General features: G+C 59.3%; 23 protein-coding genes. 11 read left to right on the top strand and 12 right to left on the bottom strand.

The features are described from left to right. Positions 1-634: 634 nt before the first annotated feature. Complete coding sequence (locus AC2FNC_RS15250) at positions 635-1,387, top strand: hypothetical protein (RefSeq protein WP_480519223.1); 753 nt, start codon at positions 635-637, stop codon at positions 1,385-1,387. Positions 1,388-1,460: 73 nt separating this feature from the next. Here AC2FNC_RS15250 and AC2FNC_RS15255 read toward each other — a convergent pair whose 3' ends face one another. From AC2FNC_RS15255 to AC2FNC_RS15265, 3 genes are all read right to left on the bottom strand, one after another. Next, complete coding sequence (locus AC2FNC_RS15255; protein WP_480519221.1) at positions 1,461-2,108, bottom strand: response regulator; 648 nt, start codon at positions 2,106-2,108, stop codon at positions 1,461-1,463. Beyond that, entirely contained in the window at positions 2,105-3,508 is a 1,404-nt protein-coding gene (locus AC2FNC_RS15260) for a sensor histidine kinase (protein WP_480519219.1), read from the bottom strand. Before AC2FNC_RS15260 ends, AC2FNC_RS15255 begins: the two co-directional genes overlap by 4 nt. Positions 3,509-3,659: 151 nt before the next feature. Further along, positions 3,660-4,631 carry a zinc ABC transporter substrate-binding protein gene (locus AC2FNC_RS15265; RefSeq protein WP_480475368.1) on the bottom strand — a complete coding sequence of 324 codons (972 nt, stop codon included), beginning with the start codon at positions 4,629-4,631 and terminating at the stop codon, positions 3,660-3,662. 57 nt (positions 4,632-4,688) lie between these two features. Here AC2FNC_RS15265 and AC2FNC_RS15270 point away from each other — a divergent pair, with 57 nt between their 5' ends. The 3 genes from AC2FNC_RS15270 to AC2FNC_RS15280 are packed head-to-tail and all read left to right on the top strand — an operon-like array spanning position 4,689 to position 6,753. Then, positions 4,689-5,201 (top strand): Fur family transcriptional regulator, encoded by a 513-nt coding sequence (locus AC2FNC_RS15270; protein ID WP_480475370.1) that lies wholly within the window; start codon positions 4,689-4,691, stop codon positions 5,199-5,201. A gap of 2 nt (positions 5,202-5,203) precedes the next feature. Further along, entirely contained in the window at positions 5,204-5,956 is a 753-nt protein-coding gene (locus AC2FNC_RS15275) for a metal ABC transporter ATP-binding protein (protein WP_496715788.1), read from the top strand. Beyond that, positions 5,956-6,753, top strand: a complete 798-nt coding sequence (locus tag AC2FNC_RS15280; protein WP_480555510.1) for a metal ABC transporter permease — start codon at positions 5,956-5,958, stop codon at positions 6,751-6,753. The genes AC2FNC_RS15275 and AC2FNC_RS15280 overlap by 1 nt, the downstream gene beginning before the upstream one ends. 119 nt (positions 6,754-6,872) lie before the next feature. Here AC2FNC_RS15280 and AC2FNC_RS15285 read toward each other — a convergent pair whose 3' ends face one another. The 7 genes from AC2FNC_RS15285 to xdhA all read right to left on the bottom strand — a co-directional run bounded on the left by AC2FNC_RS15285 (position 6,873) and on the right by xdhA (position 16,257). Continuing rightward, positions 6,873-7,946: a BMP family ABC transporter substrate-binding protein gene (locus AC2FNC_RS15285; protein WP_480555512.1), complete on the bottom strand. Its 1,074-nt coding sequence runs from the start codon at positions 7,944-7,946 to the stop codon at positions 6,873-6,875. 32 nt (positions 7,947-7,978) lie between these two features. After that, positions 7,979-8,899: an ABC transporter permease gene (locus AC2FNC_RS15290; protein WP_209598075.1), complete on the bottom strand. Its 921-nt coding sequence runs from the start codon at positions 8,897-8,899 to the stop codon at positions 7,979-7,981. Positions 8,900-8,901: 2 nt separating this feature from the next. Beyond that, on the bottom strand, positions 8,902-9,984 hold the full coding sequence (locus AC2FNC_RS15295) for an ABC transporter permease (RefSeq protein ID WP_480496425.1): 1,083 nt from the start codon (positions 9,982-9,984) through the stop codon (positions 8,902-8,904). A 63-nt stretch (positions 9,985-10,047) separates the two neighbouring features. Further along, on the bottom strand, positions 10,048-11,565 hold the full coding sequence (locus tag AC2FNC_RS15300) for an ABC transporter ATP-binding protein (RefSeq protein WP_480496423.1): 1,518 nt from the start codon (positions 11,563-11,565) through the stop codon (positions 10,048-10,050). Further along, positions 11,562-12,497 (bottom strand): xanthine dehydrogenase accessory protein XdhC, encoded by a 936-nt coding sequence (gene xdhC / locus AC2FNC_RS15305; protein ID WP_496715790.1) that lies wholly within the window; start codon positions 12,495-12,497, stop codon positions 11,562-11,564. Before xdhC ends, AC2FNC_RS15300 begins: the two co-directional genes overlap by 4 nt. Then, positions 12,497-14,899 (bottom strand): xanthine dehydrogenase molybdopterin binding subunit, encoded by a 2,403-nt coding sequence (gene xdhB / locus AC2FNC_RS15310; protein ID WP_496715791.1) that lies wholly within the window; start codon positions 14,897-14,899, stop codon positions 12,497-12,499. The genes xdhC and xdhB overlap by 1 nt, the downstream gene beginning before the upstream one ends. Then, a complete protein-coding gene (gene xdhA, locus AC2FNC_RS15315; RefSeq protein ID WP_480519208.1) occupies positions 14,896-16,257 on the bottom strand; it encodes a xanthine dehydrogenase small subunit in 1,362 nt (453 codons plus the stop codon). Before xdhA ends, xdhB begins: the two co-directional genes overlap by 4 nt. Positions 16,258-16,602: 345 nt before the next feature. On the opposite strand from xdhA, the gene dnaE reads away from it, so the two are divergent. From dnaE to AC2FNC_RS15330, 3 genes are all read left to right on the top strand, one after another. Further along, entirely contained in the window at positions 16,603-20,103 is a 3,501-nt protein-coding gene (dnaE, locus tag AC2FNC_RS15320; protein WP_496715792.1) for a DNA polymerase III subunit alpha, read from the top strand. An 85-nt stretch (positions 20,104-20,188) separates the two neighbouring features. After that, positions 20,189-20,407 (top strand): YMGG-like glycine zipper-containing protein, encoded by a 219-nt coding sequence (locus AC2FNC_RS15325; protein ID WP_480774474.1) that lies wholly within the window; start codon positions 20,189-20,191, stop codon positions 20,405-20,407. Positions 20,408-20,418: 11 nt separating this feature from the next. Further along, positions 20,419-20,790: a hypothetical protein gene (locus tag AC2FNC_RS15330; RefSeq protein ID WP_496715794.1), complete on the top strand. Its 372-nt coding sequence runs from the start codon at positions 20,419-20,421 to the stop codon at positions 20,788-20,790. A 4-nt stretch (positions 20,791-20,794) separates the two neighbouring features. Here AC2FNC_RS15330 and AC2FNC_RS15335 read toward each other — a convergent pair whose 3' ends face one another. Next, the gene (locus AC2FNC_RS15335) at positions 20,795-20,989 is read right to left on the bottom strand and encodes a SlyX family protein (protein WP_480484821.1); all 195 of its coding nucleotides are present in this window, start codon (positions 20,987-20,989) and stop codon (positions 20,795-20,797) included. Between the two features lie 131 nt (positions 20,990-21,120). On the opposite strand from AC2FNC_RS15335, the gene hisS reads away from it, so the two are divergent. From hisS to hisG, 3 genes are read left to right on the top strand one after another with little or no spacing between them, the layout of a single operon-like run. After that, positions 21,121-22,659: a histidine--tRNA ligase gene (hisS, locus tag AC2FNC_RS15340; RefSeq protein WP_496715795.1), complete on the top strand. Its 1,539-nt coding sequence runs from the start codon at positions 21,121-21,123 to the stop codon at positions 22,657-22,659. A 3-nt stretch (positions 22,660-22,662) separates the two neighbouring features. Continuing rightward, on the top strand, positions 22,663-23,751 hold the full coding sequence (locus AC2FNC_RS15345) for an ATP phosphoribosyltransferase regulatory subunit (protein WP_496715796.1): 1,089 nt from the start codon (positions 22,663-22,665) through the stop codon (positions 23,749-23,751). Beyond that, on the top strand, positions 23,748-24,437 hold the full coding sequence (hisG, locus tag AC2FNC_RS15350) for an ATP phosphoribosyltransferase (protein ID WP_480475398.1): 690 nt from the start codon (positions 23,748-23,750) through the stop codon (positions 24,435-24,437). The genes AC2FNC_RS15345 and hisG overlap by 4 nt, the downstream gene beginning before the upstream one ends. On the opposite strand, the gene AC2FNC_RS15355 is transcribed toward hisG, so the two are convergent. Further along, positions 24,438-24,869, bottom strand: coding sequence for a DUF1489 family protein (locus tag AC2FNC_RS15355; protein WP_496715797.1), 432 nt, complete (start codon positions 24,867-24,869; stop codon positions 24,438-24,440). 114 nt (positions 24,870-24,983) lie between these two features. Between AC2FNC_RS15355 and AC2FNC_RS15360 the strand changes: the two genes are divergently transcribed. Next, positions 24,984-26,440 (top strand): adenosylcobalamin-dependent ribonucleoside-diphosphate reductase (locus AC2FNC_RS15360; RefSeq protein ID WP_496715798.1); only part of this gene is annotated, 1,457 nt, incomplete at its 3' end.

Here is a 26,440-nt window from a genome sequence, read left to right on the forward strand (position 1 = left end):
CAGCGACGCTTGCGCTTCCTGTCTCGGTCCCATCATGGCTGATCCCTCCCTTTAGGAAGAATTGAATCAGCAACTTACCAACCGATCAAGCCCGAGTTTTTCAACAAAATATGCCCAAATTGGTCAAGCGTCTGAAGCAGTAAATCCGTGCCTCCAGAAATCTACTTCAAATTGGTTTGTTAGGGATGTGCCTAATTGATGTTCGATAAAGGTCAAATCCTACTCCCGCAACCAAAATATACCTCAATAAACACAATACGCTAGCGTCCAACAGAGCGATTTCCGCGCGTGGGGCATCCTCGCCCGGTGCTACAACGGTGCTACGCCAGAGAGCAAAGATCAGCTATCAAAGCGCACCCATTCTGACGCTCCCTGAAGCCGACTCTTACCCCAACATGAAAACCAACACGCCTCCACCGTCAGTGCTGTCGGCACCGACATGCGGTCCCTCGTTGCTCAAAGCCAAAATAAGAGTGTTGGATCAGGTTGAGTTTCGGGAATTGTAATTCTTAGCTTCTTCGGTCCGGACATTCGGCCGGAAATTCATCAGACCTAAGCCCGATGTAGCGAAGCCGGGACTGGGATATTCTGCCTCCAATGCAGGAAAACGCCTCGAACAGGATTGGAGACGATAATGAATACCCGGAAAAGAACTGGTCAGCTTCTGAGCTCAGCAGCGCTGGCGTCGCTGATTGTGATGACACCCTATGTGCCGACATTTGACGCAGACGGTCATCTGCGGTTGGAACCTGCTTACGCGTTTGCAAAAAGCGGGAAGGGGAGTGACGGCAACGGCGGGGATGATGATCATGACAGCAATTCCGGGTCGGGCAGCGGCGGAGATAGCGACGACAATTCCGGATCGGGTAAAGGTGGTCACGACGATGATGATGACGATGATGACGATGACGATGGATCGTCACGCTCGGGTCGGGGCGGGGATAAGAAGGACCGGTCTCAGTCTGGGGGGCGGTCATCGGGATCGGCTGGAATAACAAAGGTCGAGACAAGCGCGAGCGGCATCGAAGTACGCTATGCTGACGGCACCAAAGAAGAGATCGAAAACGGTCGGTACGAAAGAAAGAACGCGCAGAACCGAACCGTCGAGGAACGACCGGCCACCGGTGCCGACGTTTCGCGCCTTCGGTCACTGGCAAACGGTATCTCAATCGATAGTGTGCGCTCGCCAGGGCAGAGCGGCGGTGCTGGAAGTAACCCGGCAAAAATCGAAATTCAGGGCAACAATATCGAAGTTAGTTACGCAAACGGCTGGAAAGAAGAGATCGAGGGCGGACGTTACGAACTGAAAGACCCGTTCAACCGGACCGTTGTTGAAAGAACCGCAACCGCGGCGGATCGCAGCAGACTTCAGGCGATTGCCAACTGAACAACGAACTTTGACCATTGTGCGGGGCGGTTTCTTTTCTTGAGAGACCGCCCCGGTCTTTGAGCGCCTGACCCTAGTCTTTCTTGTTCCAGGCCTCATGCGCGATGAGAGCGGCCTCCACCCGGTTCCGCGCATGGAGCTTGGACAGGATCGCCGTCATGTAATGCTTGACGGTTTTTTCTTGAATCCCCAACTCATCGGCTATTTCCCGATTGCTTAGCCCTTTGGCGACGCGCCGAAGAATCTCCTCCTCGCGATGGGTAAGATCATCGATGGCGTCAGTTTCTTTCTGCGGCCCACTTCCGCGATTGATCTGAAGCAGCATGCGCGAAGCCAGACCCGGCGAGACGAATCCTTCGCCCGAGGCGATACTGCGCAGCGAATCTGTCAATTCGCGCGCTGTCACGCCCTTGACGATGTAGCCAATGGCACCCGCCTCCAAAGCGTCTGCGACGTCACTGCTGTTTTCAGAGACCGTCAATATCGCGATGAAAGGCGGGTTCGCCATTTCAGCAATTCGACGGGTCGCGCTAATGCCGCCACCGGGCATCGACAGGTCGAGGATGGCGATGTCAGGTTGATGGGTTCGGACAAGGGAAACGGCCTCATCCGCATTTGATCCAGCGGCGAGAACCTTGAAACCGTCAGCCTCTTCTAATGTGCGGTGCAAACCGTCCCGAAAAATCGGGTGATCATCTGCGATAACGACGGATGTTGTCATGATGCACTCATCTTTCTGGGAAACAATGTCATAGCAACGGTGGTGCCCTTGCCCGGGGTTGATGTCACCACGAACCGGCCACCGATGCTTTCGACCCGGTCACGCAAACCGACAAGGCCCTGGCCCCCGTCGTCTCGCAGCACAGTCTCGCCTGACGGATCGAACCCGGGGCCGTCGTCGCTGACCTGAACGGTGATGCGATCATCATGTACGTCGCAGGTGACAATGCATCGGGACGTGGGCGCATATCTTGCGGCATTGGAAATCGTTTCCTGCAGGAACCGGAAAACGCACAACTTGCCCGAGATCGACAAGTCGGGCGACGGATTGCCCTGAAAGGAAATACCGGGGCGAAAAGGGCTGTGTTCCGCGTGGTCCTCGACAGCTCTTTTCACGACATCAACGAGCGCCAGGTTTTCGATGTCTGGCGCGAACAACCCCCGTGACAGGGCGCGAATTTCTGCCAAAGACTTCTGCAACGACTGTTGAATTTCTTCGGCCTCGGTGGGCATCTCCGGCCTGTCGCCGAATGCGGCCTCCAATCGAAGGGCAGCGAGCGATAGGTATTGGGCAGGACCGTCATGCAGTTCCGCGCCGAGTTTCCTGAGGAACCTGTCCGTTTGCGCAGCATATCTTTCTGATGCATCAATGACGCGCGACCGCAGCATGGCATTCTGCGCGGCCATCTTTTCACTTTCGGCAAGGCGGTCGTTCAGAAGGCGCCCCTGCCGTCGAATGGTATTGTCGCCGATTGCGACAATGGAAAACAGAACAATCGTGCTTGCCGCAAAAGCCGAGCCAACGATCAACCAGCTTGTTCTTCGGGCTCTGGCCATGTCCAGTTCCAACTGATCGGCTTTTTCATAGAACTCGGCGACCGCGATGATTTTCCCCGACCAGATTTCGCGAATAGGGCTGTAGACTTCCAGCAATGGAATGCCAAGCGCAGCCTCTGCCGCGCTTTCTTCGTCGTCCAGCTCTTCAAATGAGCCCGAGATTTCTCCAGCCCATGCGCGTTTCAGGTCATCTGTCGGCTCGAACCGACGACCGATGATGGCGGAATCCGATGCGTATGCAATCTCGCCATCCTGTTTCCAGAACTTGTACGAGGCAATGCGTTCGCGCATCGGCTGGGTCATGAAAATCTCGTCCAGCGCCCGGCTGGCCTGTTCGGACAGTCGATCTCCATGCGCCAGCTCCTGGCTGAGAGGAGACAGAATGCTTTCCATGTACAGTGCGGCCGAGTTGGCGGAGTTCTGTACAACCGCGTTTTCGATCCGGTTCGACACCCAGTGACCAACAAACACCGTAGCAGTCCCCATTACGACTATGCTGGCCGCGAGAAAAACGCGCGACAAAGACCAGTTGCCAATTGTCAGGTCAGAAATTTTGGGTCTCATTTCGCAATCGACTATGAACGACAATTGCTTGACGCGCTACAGACCATGGTCTGATGCGCTTCTCCAATGTTCGAAACCTGATGCGCGGGCCGGGACTTGGCCTTTTTGGGTGCACCCCGGCAGGTTCCCGCGTCCCGATCCCAGTCCCGGTTCAACGGGTTTTCAAACACTCCGACAGGGTTTGCGCCATGTTACGAATGACTTGCGGGTACAGAGACGGCCCCGGTTCCAGTGCCGAGCCCAGTGGATCGATCACACCGGATTGCGCCGATGTTCCATCCAACACGGTCTCGACGATGCCCGGATTGAACTGTGGTTCAGATAATACGCAGTTGATGCCTTCAGCGCGAATGCGACCTTGAATGGCGGCAATACGCGCGGGGCTTGGGTCGGACGCATCGCTCAGGGAAATCGCGCCTGATGCCGGGAAACCAAACGCGACCTCGAAATACTGATAAGCATCATGAAACACGATGAAGCTGCCGCCGCGAACCGGCTCAAGCAACCCTGCCACTTCTGCGGAAAGCGCGGTCATTTCTTCGCGCGCCGCTTCGGCGTTTGCCAAATACGCAGCGGCATTGTCGGGATCCGCTGACGACAATTGATCTGCGATCAGGTTCAGCCAGGCTTTGGCATTCGTTGGCGACAGCCAGGCATGTGGGTCATGAGAATCATGATCGTTATGATCATCATGGCCTTCGTGATCGTCATGGTCGTCATGGTCTTCGTGACCCGCATCGTCCGCGTGATCATGCGCCTCAAACAATGTGTCTTCCCGGAACTCAAGAAGCTCCGTGCCCTTTGCGTCCAATAGGGCAGTGGCAGTCGCGCCTTGGGCAAGGGTTTCTATCGCGCTTTCCAACCATGGCGTCAGGTCTTCTCCTACCCAGAACACCAGATCGGCGTTTTGCAACGCGGCTGCCTCGGACGGGCGCAGATTGTATTCATGCGGCGAGGCACCCGGTGCGACGATCAGGGCAGGTGTTCCCACACCCTCCATTACACGGGCCACCAGCGAATGAACCGGGGCAATGTCCGCGGCAACGTTTGGCGCATCTGCGCGGGCCGGTCCACCCAGCAATGCAACTGTGATCGACAATGGAAGAAGAAGCGTTCTGGACATAGAGCTCTCTGTGTGATTTTATAACATTTCAAGTGGCAATACATGATATGAAATAACATGACAAGTGATGTGCACCCAGTACCTGGCAAAGACACCGCCCCGGTCGGGTTTCAGGAACATGACCACCAGAGCTGTGTCGCAACGGCCCTGGCATCTGCCGAAGCCCGGTGCAAAGAGGAAGGGCTGCGTCTGACGCCGGTTCGCCGCAAGGTTCTTGAGATGTTGTTGCAGGAACATCGCGCCCTTGGCGCCTACGCAATCCTTGATCGGTTGCGCGACGAAGGATTCGGGTCCCAGCCTCCGGTCGCTTATCGGGCGTTGGAGTTTCTTGTACAGAACGGCTTTGTCCACAAGATCGAGCGGCTGAACGCGTTTGTCGCCTGCTCTCATCCCGGCGCGGCGCATTCACCTGCTTTCATGATCTGCCGAAAATGTGATGCCGTAGCCGAGGCGCAGTCCGCCCCCTCCAAAGGTGTTCTTGGCGCTGCCGCGCGCGCGGCAGGTTTCGAGATCGAGCGAACGGTTGTAGAGGCTGAAGGTCTCTGCCCTGACTGCACCGAAAAGGCATAAAGATGGCCCTAATCACTGTCGAGAAACTCAGCGTCCGCTATGGCGCGCATACCGTGCTGCATCATGTGGATATGGTCGTTGAACCGGGTGAAATCGTGACCATCGTTGGCCCGAACGGATCAGGCAAGACCAGCCTGCTGCGGGCCATTATCGGTGCGACACGGCCTTCCGCCGGTCACGTGTCACTGAAGCCCGGATTGAAAATCGGATATGTGCCGCAGAAGCTGCATGTCGATCCGACTTTGCCAATTTCCGTCGAAAGGTTCATGCGTCTGACCGATCCTGTGTCGCGCAGGCAATGTGTCGAGGCGCTTGAATCCGCGGGTGTGCCGGATCTGTTGAAACGCCAGATGTCGCAGCTGTCCGGCGGACAGTTCCAGCGGGTGCTGTTGGCCAGAGCCTTGATCAACCACCCGGACATCTTGTTGCTGGACGAAGCGACACAGGGGTTGGACCAACGGGGATCGGCTAGCTTTTACCAGCAGATCGAGGCAGTCCGACGCGAGTCCGGATGCGCCATTCTGATGATCAGCCACGAACTGCACGTGGTCATGAGCGCGTCGGACCGGGTGATATGCCTCAATGGGCATGTCTGTTGCGAAGGATCGCCGGCCGTGGTCGCCTCGGCACCAGAGTATCGGGCCTTGTTCGGAACCGGAACAGGCGGTGCGCTTGCCCTTTATCGTCATGAACATGATCACCATCATGATCATGATCATGATCATGATGCGAACCCACAGGAAGCGGCGGAATAATGCTGGATGATTTCATGATGCGGGCAACGCTCGCCGGTATTGGCGTGGCGTTTGCGGCGGCCCCCCTTGGATGTTTTGTCGTGTGGCGTCGCATGGCGTATTTCGGCGACGCGACCGCGCATGCCGCAATTCTGGGCGTGGCCCTGTCCCTGACGTTTCAGATGTCGATCTTCACGGGCGCGCTGGCTATCGCTTTGGTCATGGCGCTGACCGTTTCGCTTTTGGCCGGTCGCGGTTATGCGATGGACACGCTGCTGGGGGTGCTGGCGCATTCTGCGCTGGCCTTCGGGCTGGTTGCAGTTTCATTCCTGTCCGGTGTCCGGATTGACCTGATGGCGTATCTGTTTGGGGATATTCTGGCGGTCTCCCGTTCTGATCTGGTCGTGATCTGGGGCGGTGCGGCGCTTGTCGTGGCTCTGATTGTCTGGCGTTGGTCGCAACTTCTGACCGCGACACTGAACGAAGAACTGGCCTATGCCAGCGGCTTCGATCCAAGGCGAGAACAACTGATCCTGACCCTGTCACTTGCTGTGACCGTAGCGGTGGCGATCAAGGTTGTGGGCGTGTTGCTGATCGCCGCGATGCTGATTATTCCGGCGGCTGCTGCGCGAAACCTGGCACGGTCACCAGAATCCATGGCCCTGATTGCTGCGGGAATAGGTGCGCTTTCGGCCATCACAGGGCTAAGGGCTGCGTATGTATTCGACACTCCGGCAGGGCCCTCGATTGTCTGCGTTGCCGCGATCGTTTTTGCGTGTCTCAGCCTGATCGGGTGGCGAACGCAGGGCAGAGTCTAAAGTTTCTGTGGCTCGTCGCGGCCGTAGCATCCCGGTCATCCGGTAATGTGACCGAAACGAAAACGCCACAAAAAAGGCCCGCAATCCTGCGGGCCTTTATGCATTTCTATCCGCGCCGTTTATTGCGGGATATCGCCTTCCAGCCCTTCGACATAGAAGTTCATACCGGCCAGAGTACCGTCGTCGGCCACTTCGCCCTCGGCCAGCCAGTCGCTGCCGTCCTGCTTTTTCAGCGGTCCGGTAAAGGCATGATAGCTGCCATCGGCCAGCGCGGCTTTCAGGGCCAGTGCCTCTTCCTTGATGTCCGCGGGAACTGCATCCGAAATCTCACCGATTTCTACCATGCCCGGCCCGATTCCGTCCCAGGTGTTGGACGAGGCCCAGGTGCCGTCCATCACGGCTCGCGTGCGCGCAATGTAATAGGGTCCCCAGTTGTCGATGATCGAGGAAACACGCGGTTTGGGGGCGTATTCGCTCATATCCGAAGCCTGACCGAAGGTGATCACGTTGCCCGCCTCTTGTGCGGCGGCCTGCGGTGCGGTCGAGTCAGTGTGCTGCAGGATCACGTCGGCGCCCTGTTCGATCAGAACCGATGCAGCGTCAGCCTCTTTCGCCGGGTCGAACCATGTATAGGCCCAGACGATCTTGAACTGTACATCCGGGTTCGCTTTCTTGGCGTGGATATAGGCCGAGTTGATACCGCGGATCACCTCGGGGATCGGGTAGGACCCGATATAGCCGATGATGTTCGATTCGGTCATTCTACCCGCGATATGCCCCTGAACCGCGCGGCCTTCGTAGAAACGCGCTGAATAGACCGAGACGTTGTCGGCGGTCTTGTAGCCGGTCGCGTGCTCGAACTTCACGTTCGGGAATTTCTTGGCCACATTGATGGTTGGATCCATATAGCCGAACGAGGTGGTAAAGATCAGATCCGCGCCTTCCAGCGCCATCTGGGTCATCACGCGCTCGGCGTCGGGGCCTTCGGGTACTGATTCAACGAATACAGTCTCGACCTTGTCGCCGAACTCTTCTTCGATCGCCAAACGGCCTTTGTTGTGTTCATAGGTCCAGCCGCCGTCGCCGACAGGGCCGACATAAACAAAACCGACCTTGGTTTTGTCTTGTGCCACTGCACCGGTCGCAAGACCAAGCGCTATCGCGGCAGTTGTCAGAAGCGATTTTAATTTCATGTAGTTACTCCCCAAGTTGGTTCAGTTGGCCCCTAGTGTGAGGCATGGAAGGTCCGGCCCAGTGAGGCAGGTGCGCTGCTCTTGTCGGCCGAAAGGATCACAAGCACAAGGATCGTGATAAGATAGGGTGACATTGCCAGATACTCGACGGGAATGGCAACGCCCGCTGCCTGCAAATTAAGCTGCAAGACGGTGATGCCGCCGAACAAATATGCACCCAGCAGGACCCGCCACGGTTTCCAGCTGGCAAACACCACCAGCGCCAGTGCGATCCAGCCGACACCTGCGGTCATGCCCTCGGTCCATTGCGGCACACGTATCAGACTGATGTAAGCTCCACCCAGACCCGCGCAGGCCCCGCCAAACAGGATCGCCATGATACGGATTTTGATGACCTTGTAGCCAAGCGCATGGGCGGCATCGTGGTTTTCACCAACCGCCCGCAGGATCAACCCGACGCGGGTGTACTTCAGGACGGCCCAGACCACAGCGGTCAGCGCAATGCCCAGATACAGGATGGGATCGTGCCGAAACAGGATCGGGCCGATGACCGGAATATCGCTGATCAAGGGGATGTGGATATCGCCCATGCTGGGTGGTTTGACGCCCACATAGCTTTGCCCCATCAGGGCGCTGAACCCCAGGCCAAACAGGGTCAGCGCAAGGCCGCTGGCAACCTGGTTGGCCAACGCAAACTGTGTCAGCAAGACGAACAGCAGCGACAGCACGGCCCCGCCAATGGCGGCAGCAACAAAGCCCAGCCAGGGCGATCCGGTTTCGACCGAGATCGCAAAACCGCTGATCGCGCCAACGATCATCATGCCCTCGACACCAAGGTTCAGAACGCCTGCCTTTTCCACGACAAGCTCTCCGATCGCGGCCAGCAGAAGGGGGGTTGCGGCCACCATAAGCGAAGCAACCAGAAGAACGGGATTGATTTGACCAAGATCCATGATCACGCCACCTCGCTACGAGCCGCACGGATGCGGAAGTTTGTCAGAAGATCGAAGGCCAGCAGGAAAAACAGCAGCATTCCCTGAAACACCTGAATGGCTGCGGCAGGCAGGCCCAGCTGCGATTGTGCGATTTCACCGCCAATATAGGTCAGCGCCATCAGGCCCCCGGCCAAAAGAATACCCACCGGATGCAGTCGGCCCAGAAAGGCGACGATGATCGCTGTAAAGCCATAACCCACATTGAAATCGATGCTGATCTGACCGGACGGGCCGGACACCTCGAACATCCCGGCCAACCCGGCCAAAGCGCCCGAAATTCCAAGGCAGAACAGGATCAGGCGCGCTGGATTCACACCTGCAAACTTTGCGGCGCGGGGGGCCTCACCCGTCAGACGGATATGGAACCCCAGCATGTGACGGTTCAGCAAAACATAGGCAAAGATCACCGCGATGAAGGCCGCGACAACACCCCAATGCATCCCGGAACCGGCAATCAGCTCGGCATTGTGCGCGCTTTCATAGGATTGCAGGTTGCGCGAGCCGGGAAAGCCGAACCCTTCGGGGTTCTTGAGCAAACCCAGCGAGACCGAGGCCAGCATCTGTTCGGCCACGTAGACCAGCATCAGCGACACGAGGATTTCGTTGGTGCCGAAACGCACTTTCAGCAAAGCAGGGATCGTTGCCCACAGCCACCCGCCAAATGCGCCTGCGGCCACCATGATCGGGAAGATGTACCAGGCGTCGAGCGGATAGAAGGCCAGACCTGCGCCCGCACCGAATATGGCGCCCATGATGTATTGCCCTTCGGCCCCGATATTCCAGATACCGGCCCGAAATCCCAGCGACAATCCGATAGCGATCAACACAAGCGGGGCGCCCTTGACCAGCAATTGAGGGCGGTAATAGAATGCGAACTCGCCAAAAAGCGGCTCCCAGAAGATGGTACCGATGGCTTCGACCGGGTTTTTCCCCAATATGGCAAACAGCAACCCGCCAAACACCATTGTCGCCAGCACCGCCACAAGGGGGGTCGCATAAGACCAGGCCCTGGACGGCTGTGGCCGTTTCTCCAATACAATCATCTGCTCATCCCCCCAGATGTTTCATCTTTTTGCAAATACTCTCGCCGAAGGCGGCTCAGCAGATCACACATGTGCCACCTCCATGCCATGGGCACCGCCCATCATGAGGCCAATCTCATCCACGGTCAGGCCGGTGGTCGGGCGCGGTGCGCTCAGCCGACCTTCGTTTAAGGCCGCAAAACTGTCCGAGATTTCCATCAGCTCATCCAGATCCTGCGAGATGCAAACCACCGCTGTGCCTTTCGCCGCAAGATCGAGTATGGCTTGCCGAATCGACGCGGCCGCCGCGGCATCCACCCCCCAGGTTGGCTGGTTTACCACCAACACATCAGGGTTTTGCAGCACTTCGCGTCCAATCACGAATTTCTGCAGATTGCCGCCGGACAAGGACCGCGCTGCGTTTTCGGGCCCGGGCGTACGTACGTCGAAGGCTTCGATGATCTTTTCGGCAAAACTCCGGGTTTCGGACCATTTCAAGAAGCCGTTTTTCTCAAGCCCTTCCCGCACAGATCCGGTCAGCAAAGCGTTTTCGGTCAGGCTCATGTCGGGCGCCGCCGCGTGGCCGAGCCGTTCCTCGGGCGCGGTCAGAACGCCCAGCTTGCGGCGCGCTGTCGGGCCGAGCTTGCCGATTGCCTGACCGTTGAACTTGATCGCATCCGCCGATGTCAGGATTTCCCCGGACAGCACGCCCAGCAATTCATCCTGCCCGTTTCCGGCAACACCGCCGACGCCCAGAACCTCGCCCTTGCGGACCGTCATGTGCACATTGCGCAATGCGGTGCCGAATTCCGAAGGCGAGGGGACTGACAGCCCGCTGACATCCAGCGCGACCTCGCCCAGTTCCCGGCCCGAGCGTTCAGGCGTCTGCAACGTCGACCCGACCATCATCTCGGCCATGTCGCGCGCCGAGGTTTCAGCGGGAACACATTCGCCCACGTTCTTGCCCAGACGCAGGATCGTGGCATGGTCGCACAGCGTTCGGATCTCCTCCAGTTTATGCGAGATATAAAGGATCGAGGTTCCCTCGGAGCGTAGCTTGTTCAGCGTCTCAAACAGGATATTGACCTCTTGCGGGGTCAGAACCGAGGTCGGTTCGTCCATGATCAGCAGTTTGGGGTCCTGCAGCAGGCAGCGAATGATCTCGACCCGCTGGCGTTCGCCTGCGGACAGATCGCCAACCGTGCGGAACGGGTCCAGCGGCAGACCATAGGTTTCCGAGACTTCGCGAATGCGCGATGCCAGATCCCCCATCGGGGGCGGATTCTCCATCCCCAGCGCGATATTCTCGGCCACGTTCAGCGCGTCAAACAGCGAAAAATGCTGGAACACCATCGCGATCCCATCGGCACGGGCCGCGCGCGGTTCGGGCGGCGCAAACGGATTGCCGCGCAGCTTCATGGTGCCGCTGTCCGGCTTCACAAGCCCATAGATCATTTTCACCAGCGTGGATTTCCCCGCGCCGTTTTCACCCAGCAGCGCGTGCACTTCGCCTTCACCGATGTCAAAGGACACCTGATCATTGGCCACAACACCGGGGTAGGCTTTGGTCAGCCCTTGCAAGCTCAAAAGTGGAATGGTCACGCGCTCAGGTCCTTCTTCAACTCGTTTTGCAGGGCCGGGCGCAGCAATTGTGCGGCGACGCCCACGGCGATCATATGTGGATGCTTCCCCATCGACGGGTCACCGATCGGGCAGGTGATCCGGCTTATCCGTTCAGGCGGATGCCCAAGAGCGGCCAGACGCGACCGGAATCGCGCCCATTTCGTAGCCGAGCCGATCAGCCCCGCAAAGCCAAAATCGTGCAAAAGCAGTCTGTTGCACAGTTCAAAGTCAAGGCTATGCGAGTATGTCAGCACAAGATGTTCGGCGTCGGATGGGGCATGGCGGATCAGCTCGGCCGGTTTTGTGGCCGGAACAATTGTCACGCCCGCTGGCACAGTGGCCGGAAAGCGCTGACGGCTGGTGTCCACCCAGGTGATCGCAAGATCGGGAAGCGGGGACAGCACATCCACCAGCGCCCGGCCGACATGGCCCGCGCCCCAGATCCACAGATTGCGTGTCGGCTTGTGAACAGGTTCAACCATCCAGCCATCGATCAGCTGCGGTTCTGGCGCAATCCCCTGTCCGCGCGCCGTCGCCAGCATTCGCTTGACCGACAGGGGCATCTCGTCACCCGTGGCCGGGCGCGCGATGACCGTATCGTCCAGATCATTGACAGTGTTTGCGTCGTAGACCTCGCTCAGCAACGACACGGCACCGCCGCAGCATTGCCCCAACTCGGGTCCAAGTGCATGATGCGTCAGGCGGGTTTGCGTGGTTTGCAACCGTGCGGCATTTGCCGCCTGGTATTCCAGTGTTCCGCCACCAATTGTGCCGCTTTGCCCGCCGCCCCAGACCAGCATGGTGGCACCAACTTCGCGTGGAGACGACCCTTTGATCCCGGCGATGACCACCCGAACCACTTTGCCGTGGGTTTTGACCGCCTCCCTCAAAGCCTCTAGGTCAAATCCCATCAGATATCTCCCTTCATCCTCTGGACGCCGCGCCAGACCTCTTCGGCGGTGGCGGGCGCGTTGAGTGCCGGATAGGTGTCCCCGCAGGCTGCCACCGCATTCGAAAGCGCCAGCCAGGCCGATATTCCCAGCATGAACGGGGGTTCCCCCACGGCTTTCGAGCGATAGATGGTGTCCTCTCGGTTCTCGCCATCCCAAAGTGCGACGTTGAAAATGTCGGGCCGGTCGGAACAGGCCGGGATCTTGTAGGTCGAGGGCGCATGTGTGCGCAGGTTGCCCTTGCCGTCCCAGACCAGTTCCTCGGTCGTCAGCCAGCCCGCGCCCTGCACGTAACCGCCTTCGACCTGTCCGACATCCAGCGCCGGGTTCAGCGAAGCGCCCGCGTCATGCAGGATATCTGTGCGCAGAATGCGGTTCTCGCCCGTCAACGTGTCCACAGCGACCTCGGTGACCGAAGCGCCATAGGCGAAGTAGTAAAACGGGCGACCGCGTCCCGCGATCCTGTCCCATTCGATCTTGGGCGTTTTATAAAAGCCGGTGGCCGACAGGCTTATGCGACCCTGATAGGCCAGTGCGGCAGCTTCGGCAAACGTGTACCGTTCTTCACCAACCGAAACGTGGCCATCCGTGAAAGTGACCGCGGAGGGGTCGGCCTGATGCCGTTCAGCCAGAAAATCGGCCATCCGGTCGCGGATCGTATCGCAAGCCGCTTTCACCGCCATGCCGTTCAGATCGCTGCCTGAAGACGCTGCCGTGGCTGACGTATTCGGCACTTTGGCCGTATCAGTGGCGGTGATCTTGACCATCTCAAGCGGGATGCCGAAACGCGACGCGGCCACTTGCGCGACCTTCTGGAACAGGCCCTGACCCATCTCGGTGCCGCCATGATTCAGGTGGACCGAACCATCCTGATACACATGCACCAGCGCACCGGCCTGGTTCAGATGGGTCAGCGTGAAGGAAATTCCGAACTTGACCGGAGAAAAGGCGATGCCCTTCTTGATCACGCTGTTTTCGGCGTTCCATTTCTCGATGACCGCTTTGCGCGCGGCATAGTTGCTGGACTTCATCAGCGCTTCGGTCATGCCATGCAGTTCGAAATCGCTGACCTCCATTCCGTAGGGCGTCGTGTTGCCGCCAGCGGGCAGGGGGCGGACCGGGGCGGTCCCTGTTTCCACCGCGCCACGGCTGGTCAGGTCTTCGTGCGGGTCGGGATGACCCCGCGGTTTTTCGTGAGGTTGGACTTCGGCAACCTTATGCGCGGGCTCGTAATAGTTGCGGCGGCGCAATTCCACCGGGTCCAGCCCAAGTTCATGCGCGGCGTGGTCCATCACCCGTTCGATGGCAACCATCCCCTGCGGGCCACCAAACCCGCGATAGGCGGTGGCTGACTGCGTGTTGGTCTTCAACCGATGGCTTTCAATCCGGGCATTGGGCAGCAGGTAGGCATTGTCCGAATGCAGCATCGCACGGTCGGCGACGGGCAGGGACAGGTCCTGCGCCCAGCCGCAGATCGCGTATTGCAGAAAGGACACGCCCTGAATGTGACCCTGTTCGTCAAATCCCGCGCGATAGGAAATCCGGAAGGCGTGGCGTTTGCCTGTGATGATCATGTCATCATCGCGGTCATAGCGCATCTTGCAGGCTTTGCCGGTTGCCCGCGCCGCCACTGCGCAGGCGACGGCCAGCGCATTCCCCTGGCTTTCCTTGCCACCGAATCCGCCACCCATGCGCCGGGTTTCGACGCGGATCGCATGCATTGGCAGGCCCAGAGCGTCCGCCACCTTGTGCTGTATCTCGGTCGGGTGCTGGGTCGAGCTGTGGACCAGCATGTCGCCGCCTTCATTCGGCACGGCAAGGGCTGCCTGACCTTCCAGATAGAAATGCTCCTGACCGCCGATCTCGAATGTTCCGTCGATGACGTGGGCTGCGCTTTCAATCGCGGCGTCCGCGTCGCCCTTGGCATAGATACGGGGCCCGTCTTCAAATCGGCTGTCTGCTGCCAGAGCTTCTTCCACCGTCAGGATCGGTGTGTCCTCTGCATAGTCGATCTTGCCCAACCGAACCGCCTTGCGGGCGGCCAGATGGCTGGTGGCAACCACAAGGAAAACAGGCTGGCCGATATAGTGAACCGTCCCGTCGGACAGCAACGGTTCATCGTGGATCGAGGGCGAAACATCGTTGGCAAAAGGCAGGTCCTGTGCCGTCATGACCTTGACGACCCCGGCTGCTGCTTTCACGGCAGACAGGTCCATCGCGGTAATCGTGCCCTTGGCGATCGGGCTCAGGCCAAAGGCCAGATGCAATGTGCCCTTTGGCGTCGGGATGTCGTCCACATATCGGGCGGAACCGGATACGTGCAGCGGTGCCGCGTCGTGGGGAAGGGGTTTGGTTACGCTCATGCCGATACCTCCAGCACGTTGGTCACTTGGCCCTGATCCTCAAGGAAGTACCGTTCCAGCATCGCTTTGGCGGTCTCAAGCCTGTACGTGGCCGAGGCGCGCATATCGGTAAGCGGTGAATAATCGTCGGCAAAAGCGGGCAGAGCGGCGTCAATCGTCTCGCGCGTCCATGGCTTGCCGATCAACGCGGCCTCGACATGGGTTGCCCGTTTCGGAATGCCAGCCATACCGCCAAACGCGATGCGCGCAGCCGCCACACGTCCGTCCGAAATGGTAATGTTGAAACATCCGCACACAGCCGAGATATCCTGATCGAACCGTTTGCTCAGCTTGTAGCATTTCAGCCGGTCCGCCTGACGCGGGAAGCTGACGGCTTCGACAAACTCACCCGGCGCGCGGTCCTGTTTCCCGTAATCGATGAAGAAGTCTTCCAGCAGGACTGACCGGCGTTCATCACCTTTGCGCAGGTGCAGCGTCGCACCCAATGCGATCAGCGCGGGCGGGTTGTCTCCGATTGGTGAGCCATTGGCGATGTTGCCACCCACAGTGGCCGCGTGACGGACCTGAACACTGGCATAGCGCCGGATCATTTCAGCATACGATGGGTGAATGTCCGCCAAGGCTTCGCCCATGCGGTTCATATCGACCATGGCACCGAACCGAATATCTTCGTCGGTGATCGTGATCTCTTTCAGATCGTCACAGCTGTTCAGGAAGATCACCGGATCAAGATCGCGCAGTTGCTTGGTCACCCAAAGCCCAACATCAGTTGCGCCCGCGACCAAAGTGGCATTTGGGTTCTCGGCATACACAGCAGCCAGCGCGTCGGACGAGCCCGGCAGCATGGGTGAAGCGGCGGGTGTTGCGACAGGCTTGTCCTTGACCCAGACAGGCACGGGATGCTTCTCGGCCGCTTCGGCTGCGCGAATAATGGGTGCATAACCTGTGCAACGGCACAGATTACCGGCAAGCTGTGTGTCGTGATCCGTCGCGCCATTGGTGTGACCAGCCACCATCGACATGACAAAACCGGGTGTGCAAAAGCCGCATTGCGACCCGTGCAAGTCAACCATGGCCTGCTGAACCGGATGGACCTCGCCATCGGGGCCGCTGGCGCCTTCGACGGTTCGAACCGCCTTGCCATGCAGCTGCGGCAAGAAAAGGATGCACGAGTTCAGGGCCTTTGCGCCACCCGCATCCGTCACCATGACAGTGCAGGCACCGCAATCGCCTTCGTTGCAGCCTTCTTTGGTGCCGGTCAGGCCACGATCTTCACGCAGCCAATCCAGCAGAGTGGCTGTCGGATTGATATCCGTCAGCTCCACTGTCTCTCCATTCAGAAGAAACGTGATGTCCATTCGAGAAACCCGTCGCCTTACCCGGTTGCGCCCTGGTGATGCCCTCCTTCGATGCGACGTAGAAAGAGTGGCGGGCGGATAGCTTGCAAATGGATGTTAGAAACAGCATGCGTGATCTGGCAAGAAAAACTGCCTGTATGATGCATCATTACAGCCAAGTGGCGTGGATTTGCGCACCCTGTGTAAATATCAGTTACTTGAAACTAAAGCGTTTTTTTGTCAGTGAAGATGTCGCTTTCCGAAGCACCTTCTGGAAAATCCGAATAATCAAAAACGATTATTTTGCCAAACAACGGCGCAGGTTCCGGCTTTTGCATGCCTCGCGGCTAGGGTAGCCTGCCGTTCATGAGCAGTAACCCCCGATTCATTCACCTACGTGTTCACACCGAATACTCCCTTCTGGAAGGCGCTGTGCGGCTGAAAAAACTGCCCGCCCTGTGCGAGAAGATGGGGATGCCTGCCGTCGCGGTGACTGACACGAATTCCATGTTTTCGGCGCTGGAATTTTCGGTGACAGCCAGCCAGGCCGGTGTCCAGCCGATCATGGGATGTCAGGTTGATCTGACTTATGTGCAATCGCAACCGGGGGAAAAGCCAAAAACGCCCGCGCCGCTTGTTCTGCTGGCACAGTCCGAGGCGGGGTACGAGAACCTGATGAAGCTGAGCACGTGCCTTTACGTGGACAAGGGCGGGCAGTTGCCGCAGGTCACGCTGGACGAGCTTGCGGGCCGCTCCGACGGGCTGATCTGCCTGTCCGGAGGGCCCGATGGGCCGGTGGGCCGCCTGTTGCAACAGGGGCAACGTCCGGCGGCCGAGGCGCTGGTGGATCGGCTGGCCGCGATCTTTCCGGATCGTCTGTATATCGAACTCCAGCGTCATCCGGGCGAGGACGGCCAACCAGAGGCCGAACGCCAGACCGAGCGCGGCCATATCGAGATGGCCTATGCCAAGAACCTGCCGCTGGTTGCCACCAATGACGTCTATTTCCCGACCTCGGATATGTACGAGGCCCATGATGCGCTGATCTGTATCGCCGAAGGGGCCTATGTCGACCAGCAGGAAGGTCGCCGCCGCCTGACCGCGCAGCATTATTTCAAGTCGCAGCAGGAAATGGTGACGCTGTTTGCCGATCTGCCCGAGGCCATCGAGAACACTGTCGAGATTGCCAAACGCTGCGCTTTCATGGCCTATCGGCGTGATCCGATCCTGCCGAAATTCGCCGATGACGAGGTCGCTGAACTACGCCGCATTGCCAACGAGGGCTTGCAGAAACGTCTGGCCGTGATCCCCCATGCGGTGACGCCCGAGGAATATCAGGAACGGCTGGATTTCGAGCTTGGCATCATCGAAGGAATGGGGTTCCCTGGCTACTTCCTGATCGTTGCCGACTTTATCCAATGGGCCAAGGATCACGATATTCCGGTTGGGCCGGGTCGGGGATCGGGTGCGGGCTCGCTGGTGGCTTATGCGCTGACAATCACCGACCTCGATCCGCTGCGTTACAGCCTGCTGTTTGAACGGTTCCTGAATCCCGAACGGGTTTCGATGCCTGACTTCGATATCGACTTCTGTATGGATCGCCGCGAAGAGGTGATCCGCTACGTGCAGCAGAAATACGGGCGCGACAAGGTGGGGCAGATCATCACATTTGGTGCTTTGCTGTCCAAGGCTGCCGTACGCGATATCGGGCGGGTGCTGCAAATGCCGTACGGGCAGGTGGACCGTCTGTCCAAGATGATCCCGGTTGAAGGGGTAAAACCGGTTTCCATCGAAAAAGCCCTGAAGGATGAGCCGCGTCTGCGGGAGGAAGCTCGTAACGAAGAGGTGGTGGATCGTTTGCTGACGTATGGACAGCAGGTCGAAGGGCTGCTGCGCAACGCCTCGACCCACGCGGCTGGGGTTGTGATTGGCGACCGGCCTCTGGACGCGCTGGTGCCGATCTATCAGGACCCGCGATCCGACATGCCTGCAACCCAGTTCAACATGAAATGGGTGGAACAGGCCGGGCTGGTAAAGTTCGACTTTCTGGGTCTGAAAACCCTGACCGTGATCCAGAACGCGATGGACTTGATCTTCAAGTCCGGGCGGAAGTTGCACATCGCCGCCGATGGCACCGAGCTTTATGAACCTGCCGAGGGGGCCGAGAACCAGATCAACGCCATCCCACTGGATGACGAGGCGACGTATAAGCTCTATTCAGCGGCCAAGACGGTCGCGGTGTTCCAGGTTGAATCTTCGGGCATGATGGACGCGCTCAAGCGCATGAAACCCACCTGTATCGAGGATATCGTGGCCCTCGTCGCGCTCTATCGTCCCGGCCCGATGGAGAACATCCCGACCTATTGCGAGGTCAAGAACGGGCTGCGCGAAATCACATCCGTTCACCCGCTGATCGACCACATTCTTGAGGAAACTCAAGGTATTATCGTCTATCAGGAACAGGTGATGCAGATCGCGCAAGTCATGGCGGGGTACAGCCTGGGCGGTGCAGACCTGCTGCGCCGCGCGATGGGTAAGAAGATCAAAGAGGCGATGGATGCCGAACGCCCCAAGTTCGAAAAAGGCGCGGCGGAAAACGGGGTGGATGCCAAGAAAGCCAGCGAAGTCTTCGACCTTCTCGAGAAATTCGCCAATTACGGCTTCAACAAATCCCACGCCGCCGCCTATGCGGTGGTCAGCTATCAAACCGGCTGGTTGAAGGCGAACCATCCGGTTGAATTCATGGCGGGCGTCATGAATTGCGATATCCATCTGACCGACAAGCTGGCGATCTATTTCGAAGAGGTCCGAAAAGGGCTGGAACTGCCGTATGTCCCACCTTGTGTGAACCGATCTCAGGCCACGTTCGATGTTGATAACGGACATCTGGTCTATGCGCTGGGCGCGCTCAAGAATGTGGGTGTCGAGGCGATGAACCTGATCGTTGCGGCTCGCGCGGACAAGCCGTTTGTTAACCTGTTCGATTTCGCCCGCCGCGTTGATCTGAAGAAAGTGGGCAAACGCCCGCTTGAGATGCTGGCCCGCGCCGGGGCCTTTGATGAGCTGGACCGGAACCGCCGCCGTGTGTTTGAAAGCCTAGATGCGCTGGTGCAGTATTCGGCCGCGATCCATGAACAGAAGAATTCGAACCAGGTGTCACTGTTTGGCGAGGCCGGAGATGACCTGCCCGAACCGCGCCTGGCGCCGACCCCCGACTGGTTGCCGGCTGAACGTCTGAGCGAAGAGTTCAAGGCCATCGGATTCTACCTCTCTGGTCATCCGCTGGACGACTATATGCCGGCCTTGAAGCGTAAACAGGTTTTGACGCTGGACGAGGTGACAGAGAAAGCCCGCTCTGGCCCGTTGATCGCCAAGATGGCCGGAGTGGTTGCCGGGCGGCAGGAACGGAAATCGGCCAAGGGCAACCGGTTCGCCTTTGCCCAGCTTTCGGACCCGACCGGCGCTTATGAGGTCACGCTGTTTTCCGACACGCTGGAGAAATGCCGCGAGTTTCTGGAAACCGGCGCTCAGGTGGTTCTGACCGTTGAGGCGACGATGGAGTCCGATCAGCTCAAGCTGCTGGGGCGTTCGGTTGGACCAGCGGATTCTGTGGTGGCCGAAGCCGGGGCGACGGGCCTGCGCATCTTTGTCGACGAAGCGCGGGCAGTGTCGACGATTGCAACGGTTCTTGAAGAAGCCGCAACCGCTGCCAAGGGTGCGGCCCGCGGCCCGATCCAGCTGCTGTTGCTGGACCCCGGCCTGCCCGGCGACGTCGAAATCGACCTTGGGCGTGTGTTTCCGATCAACCCGCAGATCAAGGGCGCGATCAAATCGCTGGAAGGCGTGATGACCGTCGAAGAGATCTGACACCGCGTTGTTGCCAGACAGTTAGCGCACCGCTAGGCTGACCTTGCAAATATGTCTTCTGATCATGCCACGGGAGGGCGTTGATATGACGATTGCAGGTCTCAATTTCAGAACGATTGCATTGGGGGCGGCGGCATCGCTGGCTTTGGTTTCGGCGACAGCCACGCTTGCGGACGACAAGAAGAAAGAGAACACGATCAAAGGTGCTGTGATCGGTGCTGGGGTCGGGGCCTTGATCGGCGACGGCAAGGGTGCCGCCGCAGGGGCAATTGCTGGTGCGCTGATCGGCGCGAACTCGAAATAAGCGGGGGCGGGATGATGCGTTTGAACGCGATGAAAGTGATCACAACCGCCGCGCTGCTTACAGGGCCCGGGTTTGTTCTTGCGGACGAGGAAGCCGAACAGATGGTGCAAGCGGCGCTGCCGCTCATGTATCACACCTGCGCGTCGGTCATCGAAGAAGCTGACGGGAATGAAGAATACATTGTGGACGTGGTCGGCAAGATGACGGCGTTGTCCCTTTATAACCGTCAGGTCGACCTCGAAGCTCATGCCAGTTCGGACGAGGAAAAGGCCACGCTGCGCGAAACATTTGTGGCGGCCCTGAAAGACGGCTGCGCCGGGGATGAAAACGCCCTGCTGGGTGGCGTCGTCGACAATGCGGTGAAATCAACGCTGGGGCTGTAAGCCTTCAGTAATGAGGCGGGCGTTCGTCACCAAGGACAACGCCGCCTGACCCTTCCTGCGCGCGCTCGGCCTCGCGGTGCAGCAGCATCTCGACACGGCGGGTCAGCCGGTCAATCTCGGCCTGTTGCCGGGTGACAACCGCGTTCAATTCGTCAACCGTGCGGGTCAGATGGGCAATCTGTTCTTCCAGATGCTGCATGGAATGCTCCTGTCTTTCAGGCTGCACATAGCGACCCTGTGACGCCTTGGCCAGAGAAAGCGCGCCTTGCCCAGATGCGGGCCATGGGATAGACCGCGCGCGGAACAGGTACACTCCCAAGGACGCCCCACATGGCCAAGCCCAAGAAACAGCCCCGCCCCAAGGCCGAAACGCCGAAAGGGTTCCGTGACTATTTCGGCGAGGAAGTCACGCAGCGCACCGAGATGCTGCGGACGATTGCGGGTGTCTATCATCGGTACGGTTTTGACGCGCTGGAAAGCAGCGCGGTCGAAACCGTCGAGGCGCTGGGCAAGTTCCTGCCCGACGTGGACCGCCCGAACGAAGGCGTGTTCGCGTGGCAGGAGTTTGACGAGGGCGGAAATGGCGACTGGATGGCCCTGCGCTATGACCTGACCGCGCCTCTGGCCCGTGTCTACGCCCAGCACCGCAATGATTTGCCCACGCCCTATCGCCGCTATGCGATGGGTCCGGTCTGGCGCAACGAAAAGCCGGGGCCGGGGCGGTACCGTCAGTTCTATCAATGTGATGCGGATACGGTGGGGACGGCCAGCATGGCTGCAGACGCCGAGATCTGTGCCATGCTGTCGGATACGCTGGAAACCGTGGGCATTCCACGCGGCGATTATTTGGTACGGGTCAACAACCGGAAGGTTCTGAACGGTGTTCTGGAATCGATTGGACTTGCGGTAGTCGAAAGTGGTCAAACACCAGACTTTAATGTGGCGGTTGCGGCAGCAAATCAGTTACTGACAAGGGATGCCGTGCTGCGGACCATCGACAAGTTCGACAAGGTGGGTGAGCAGGGTGTGCGCGAGTTGCTGACCAAGGGTCGTCTGGACGCGTCGGGTGCGTTTATCGACGGCGTTGGTCTCAGCGATGATCAGGCAGACCCGGTTATCGCCTTCCTGACTTCCAAGGCCGTGGATACCGCTGGTACATTGGCCAACCTCCGCATTGCCGTGGGTGACAGCAAGATTGGGGCGGATGGGATTTCTGAACTGGAACAGATCGCTGAACTTCTCTCCGCTGGCGGCTACGGCCCCGACCGCATCGTGATTGACCCATCGGTCGTGCGTGGCCTCGGCTATTACACTGGTCCGGTCTACGAGGCCGAGCTGACCTTCGAAATCTTCGACGAAAAGGGCCGCAAGCGGCAGTTCGGCTCGGTTGCGGGTGGCGGGCGATATGACGATCTGGTCAAGCGGTTTACCGGGCAGGAAGTGCCCGCGACCGGCGTGTCTATCGGTGTGGATCGGTTGCTGGCCGCGCTGCGCGAAAAGGGCAGGATCAGCGCCCACGCCAAAGGCCCCGTCGTCGTCACCGTGATGGACCGCGACAGGATGGCTGATTATCAGGCGATGGTGGCCGAGCTGCGCAATGCGGGCATCCGGGCCGAGGTGTATCTGGGCAATCCCAAGAACTTTGGCAATCAGTTGAAATACGCGGACAAGCGCAACTCTCCGGTTGCGGTGATCGAAGGCGGGGACGAAAAGGCAAAAGGCATCGTGCAGATCAAGGACCTGATCCTTGGGGCCAAGATCGCCGAAAGCGCCACGCTGGAGGAATGGAAAGAACGCCCCAGCCAGTTCGAAGTATCGCGCGCTGATCTGGTCGCGAAAGTGCGTGAAATTCTGAACAGTCAGGACTGACCAATGCCCAACCGTTCCCAGATACAGGCCCGTGCCGCGATGATGCGTGTCCGGTTCGAGGCTGCGGGCGCGCAGGTGGTGGATACCCCGCTGTTGCAACCCGCTGAAATGTTGCTGGACCTCTATGGCGAGGATATCCGCGCCCGTGCCTACGTCACCTCGGACGCGCTGCGGGGCGAGCAGATGCTGCGCCCGGATTTCACCCTGCCTGTTGTTCAGATGCACATGCGGGACGGGGCCGAGCCAGCGCGCTATACCTATTCAGGTGAGGTGTTCCGCCGTCAGGAACACGACCCGGACCGTTCGAACGAATATATTCAGGTGGGGTACGAGGTTTTTGACCGCGATGATCCCGCTGGTGCCGATGCCGAAGTGTTTTCGCTGATGGCGCTGCAACTGCGCGGGCTGCCTCTGCGCGCAGCGACCGGGGATATTGGCATTCTGACCGCGGCTGTCGAAGGGCTTCGGACCACAGACCGCCGCAAGGCCGCGCTGATGCGGCACCTGTGGCGGCCGCGCCGGTTCCGTGCGCTGCTGGACCGGTTTGCAGGGCGTAAACCGGGGCCCGAAGGCCGCGACGCGCTTTTGGACGCGGACGACCCGATGGCGGTTGATGTTCCGATGATCGGCAAACGTCGCGCGCCCGAGATTGCCGACAGGATCAAAGCCCTGCGCGAAGATCGCGCTGCGCCGCCGATCTCCGACAATGAACTGGCCGGGTTGGAAACGCTTCTGAATGTGCGTGAAACCATGCCCTTCGCGTTGGAACAGCTGAGGGATGTGGCAGTGGATCTGCCGCAGATCACCCCGGCGCTGGACCGGTTGGAGGCGCGGATCGCCGCCATGCAAGCGCGTGGTGTCGATGTTGCACGGCTGGATTTCGAAGCGTCATATGGCCGGACATCGATGGAATATTATGACGGGTTTGTCTTTGGGTTCTACGCCGAAGGCCGTCCCGACCTGCCGCCCGTCGCCACCGGTGGGCGCTATGATGCGCTGACGCGCCGTTTGGGGGATGGGGCCGAAATCCCCGCGATCGGCGGCGTGATCCGCCCGGACCTGATGCTTGAAATCGAGGAGGCCGCGCAATGAGTGTGAAGCTGGGCGTGCCCTCGAAGGGCCGGTTGATGGAAAAGACCGTCTCATGGTTCGAAAAACATGGCATCGTGCTGTCCCGCAACGGCTCGGACCGGGAATATGCGGGTCGGGTCGACGGGATCGAAGGCGTCTCACTGATCCTTTTGTCGGCGGGTGAAATTCCGCGCGAACTTGCGTCGGGCCGTATTCATCTGGGCGTCACCGGGATCGATCTGGTGCATGAGAAACTGCCGCGCTGGGAACAGCAGGTCGAAGAGATTGCACAGCTGGGCTTTGGCAAGGCCGATCTGATCATAGCCACACCCGCCTGCTGGGTCGATGTGGACACGCTGGACGATCTCGATGCGGCAGCAGCAGCATTTCGCAACACCCACGGCCACCGGCTGCGGATTGCCACCAAATATCACCGACTGGTGCGTGAGTTCCTGACAGACGCGGGCGTGGCCGATTATACTCTGGTCGACAGCCAGGGGGCGACCGAAGGTACGGTCATGAACGAAACAGCCGAGGCAATTGCCGATATCACTTCGTCCGGTGAAACCCTGCGGGCGAACCACCTCAAGATCCTGTCGGACGGTCTGATCCTGCAATCGCAGGCCACATTGTGGCGCAGCCGGGTTGCAAAGGTCGACGCGGCGGACAAGGCGGTTCTGACGGAATTGCTGGATCGGCTGCGGTAATTACAGCACACCGATATCCGCAAGGGCGCGGTTGAGATCATCGGGCAGGGCGTCGTCCTGCGCGCGCCCTTTCGGCAGATCAGCTGGTGAATCTTCGGGTTTCAGATATCGCCAGCCCTGAAACGGGCGTTTCAAGGCGTTCTGGGTCCGATGAACTATTGGGTCAAGCACGACGGCGCAGCGGCGGATACCGTCTTCACCAATCACTTCATCCAGGCGCAGAATGCGCTGGCGGCACTGTACGACACCCTTGATGACCCAATAGATTGATCCGCCATTCAGAATCTCGGCATCACGTTTGGGCCACATGCGGGTTACGTGGCGCGGATATCCGTCCTCATAAAGCGGGATTCGGCTGTCCTGCCACGCGATCAGAGAGTCCACGCTTTCCGAACCAACCGAAAGTTTGATGAGGTTCACGTACTTATCCACAGCTTTCCCACAGAGTCGTCCATTGGCTATCTATCCATTGTAGCTCAGGATTGGCTTTCATCAAGGTGTAGTGGGTGTTAGTCTGGATACCTCTTTCAGCACAGGGAATCACCAATGAGCCGCTTTGCCGCCCCCATCGCCGAGCAGATCTGGGACATGAAATACCGCTTTAAACAGGCGGATGGCACGCCCATCGATCAAACGGTTGAAGACAGCTGGCGACGCATCGCCCGCGACCTCGCGCGGGTCGAGGACGATCCGGATCATTGGGAAGACAGGTTCTACGAGGCACTGGAAGATTTCAGGTATTTGCCCGCCGGGCGCATCACCGCTGGCGCAGGCACCGCGCGGCAGGTGACGCTGTTCAACTGTTTCGTCATGGGCACCATCCCCGACAGCATGGGCGGCATCTTTGACATGCTGAAAGAGGCCGCGCTGACCATGCAGCAGGGGGGCGGGATCGGCTATGATTTCTCGACCATCCGCCCGCGCGGCGCGGATGTGAAGGGCGTGGCGGCAGATGCTTCGGGCCCGCTCAGCTTTATGGATGTGTGGGACGCAATGTGCCGGACGATCATGTCCGCGGGTTCGCGCCGGGGGGCGATGATGGCCACCATGCGCTGCGATCACCCCGATATCGAACAGTTCATCACCGCCAAATCCGACCCGGCCCGCCTGCGCATGTTCAATATGTCGGTGCTGGTGACCGATCCCTTCATGGAGGCGGTCAAGGCCGACGGCCCGTGGGAGTTGCAGTTTGACGGCAAGATCTATCATACCGTTCAGGCGCGCGATCTGTGGAACAAGATCATGCAGGCCACGTATGATTATGCCGAACCGGGCGTGATCTTCATCGACCGCATCAATCAGGCCAACAACCTGAGCTATGTTGAAACCATCGCCGCGACGAACCCCTGTGGCGAACAGCCTCTGCCGCCGTACGGGGCGTGCCTGCTGGGCTCGATCAATCTGGCGCGGCTGGTTGCCGAACCGTTCGGGGAAGCCGCGCATCTGGATGAACCGGCGTTGCAGGGACTGGTCGCGACAGCCGTGCGCATGATGGATAACGTCGTGGACGCCTCGAAATTCCCGCTGGCCGAGCAAGAGGCGGAAGCGCAGGACAAGCGCCGCATCGGGCTGGGCGTGACGGGTCTTGCGGATGCGCTGCTGATGCTGGGCCTGCGCTATGGGTCCGACGAGGCGGCGCGCCAGACGGAACGCTGGTTGCACGCAATCGCCCGCGCCGCATACCTGGCCTCGGTCGACCTGGCTAAGGAGAAAGGCGCGTTCCCCCTGTTTGACGCTGAGAAATATTTGGCCAGCGGCACGATGCAACAAATGGATGACGACGTCCGCGATGCGATCCGCGAACATGGTATCCGCAACGCTCTGCTGACCTCGATTGCGCCCACGGGCACGATTTCGCTTTATGCCGGGAACGTGTCGTCGGGGATTGAACCGGTCTTTGCCTATGCCTACACCCGCAAGGTTCTGCAAAAAGACGGCTCGCGCACCGAGGAAGAGGTTGTGGATTACGCCGTTCAGATGTGGCGCGACAAGTTCGGCGACGC

Source organism: Ruegeria sp. BHSA123 (assembly GCF_059613425.1).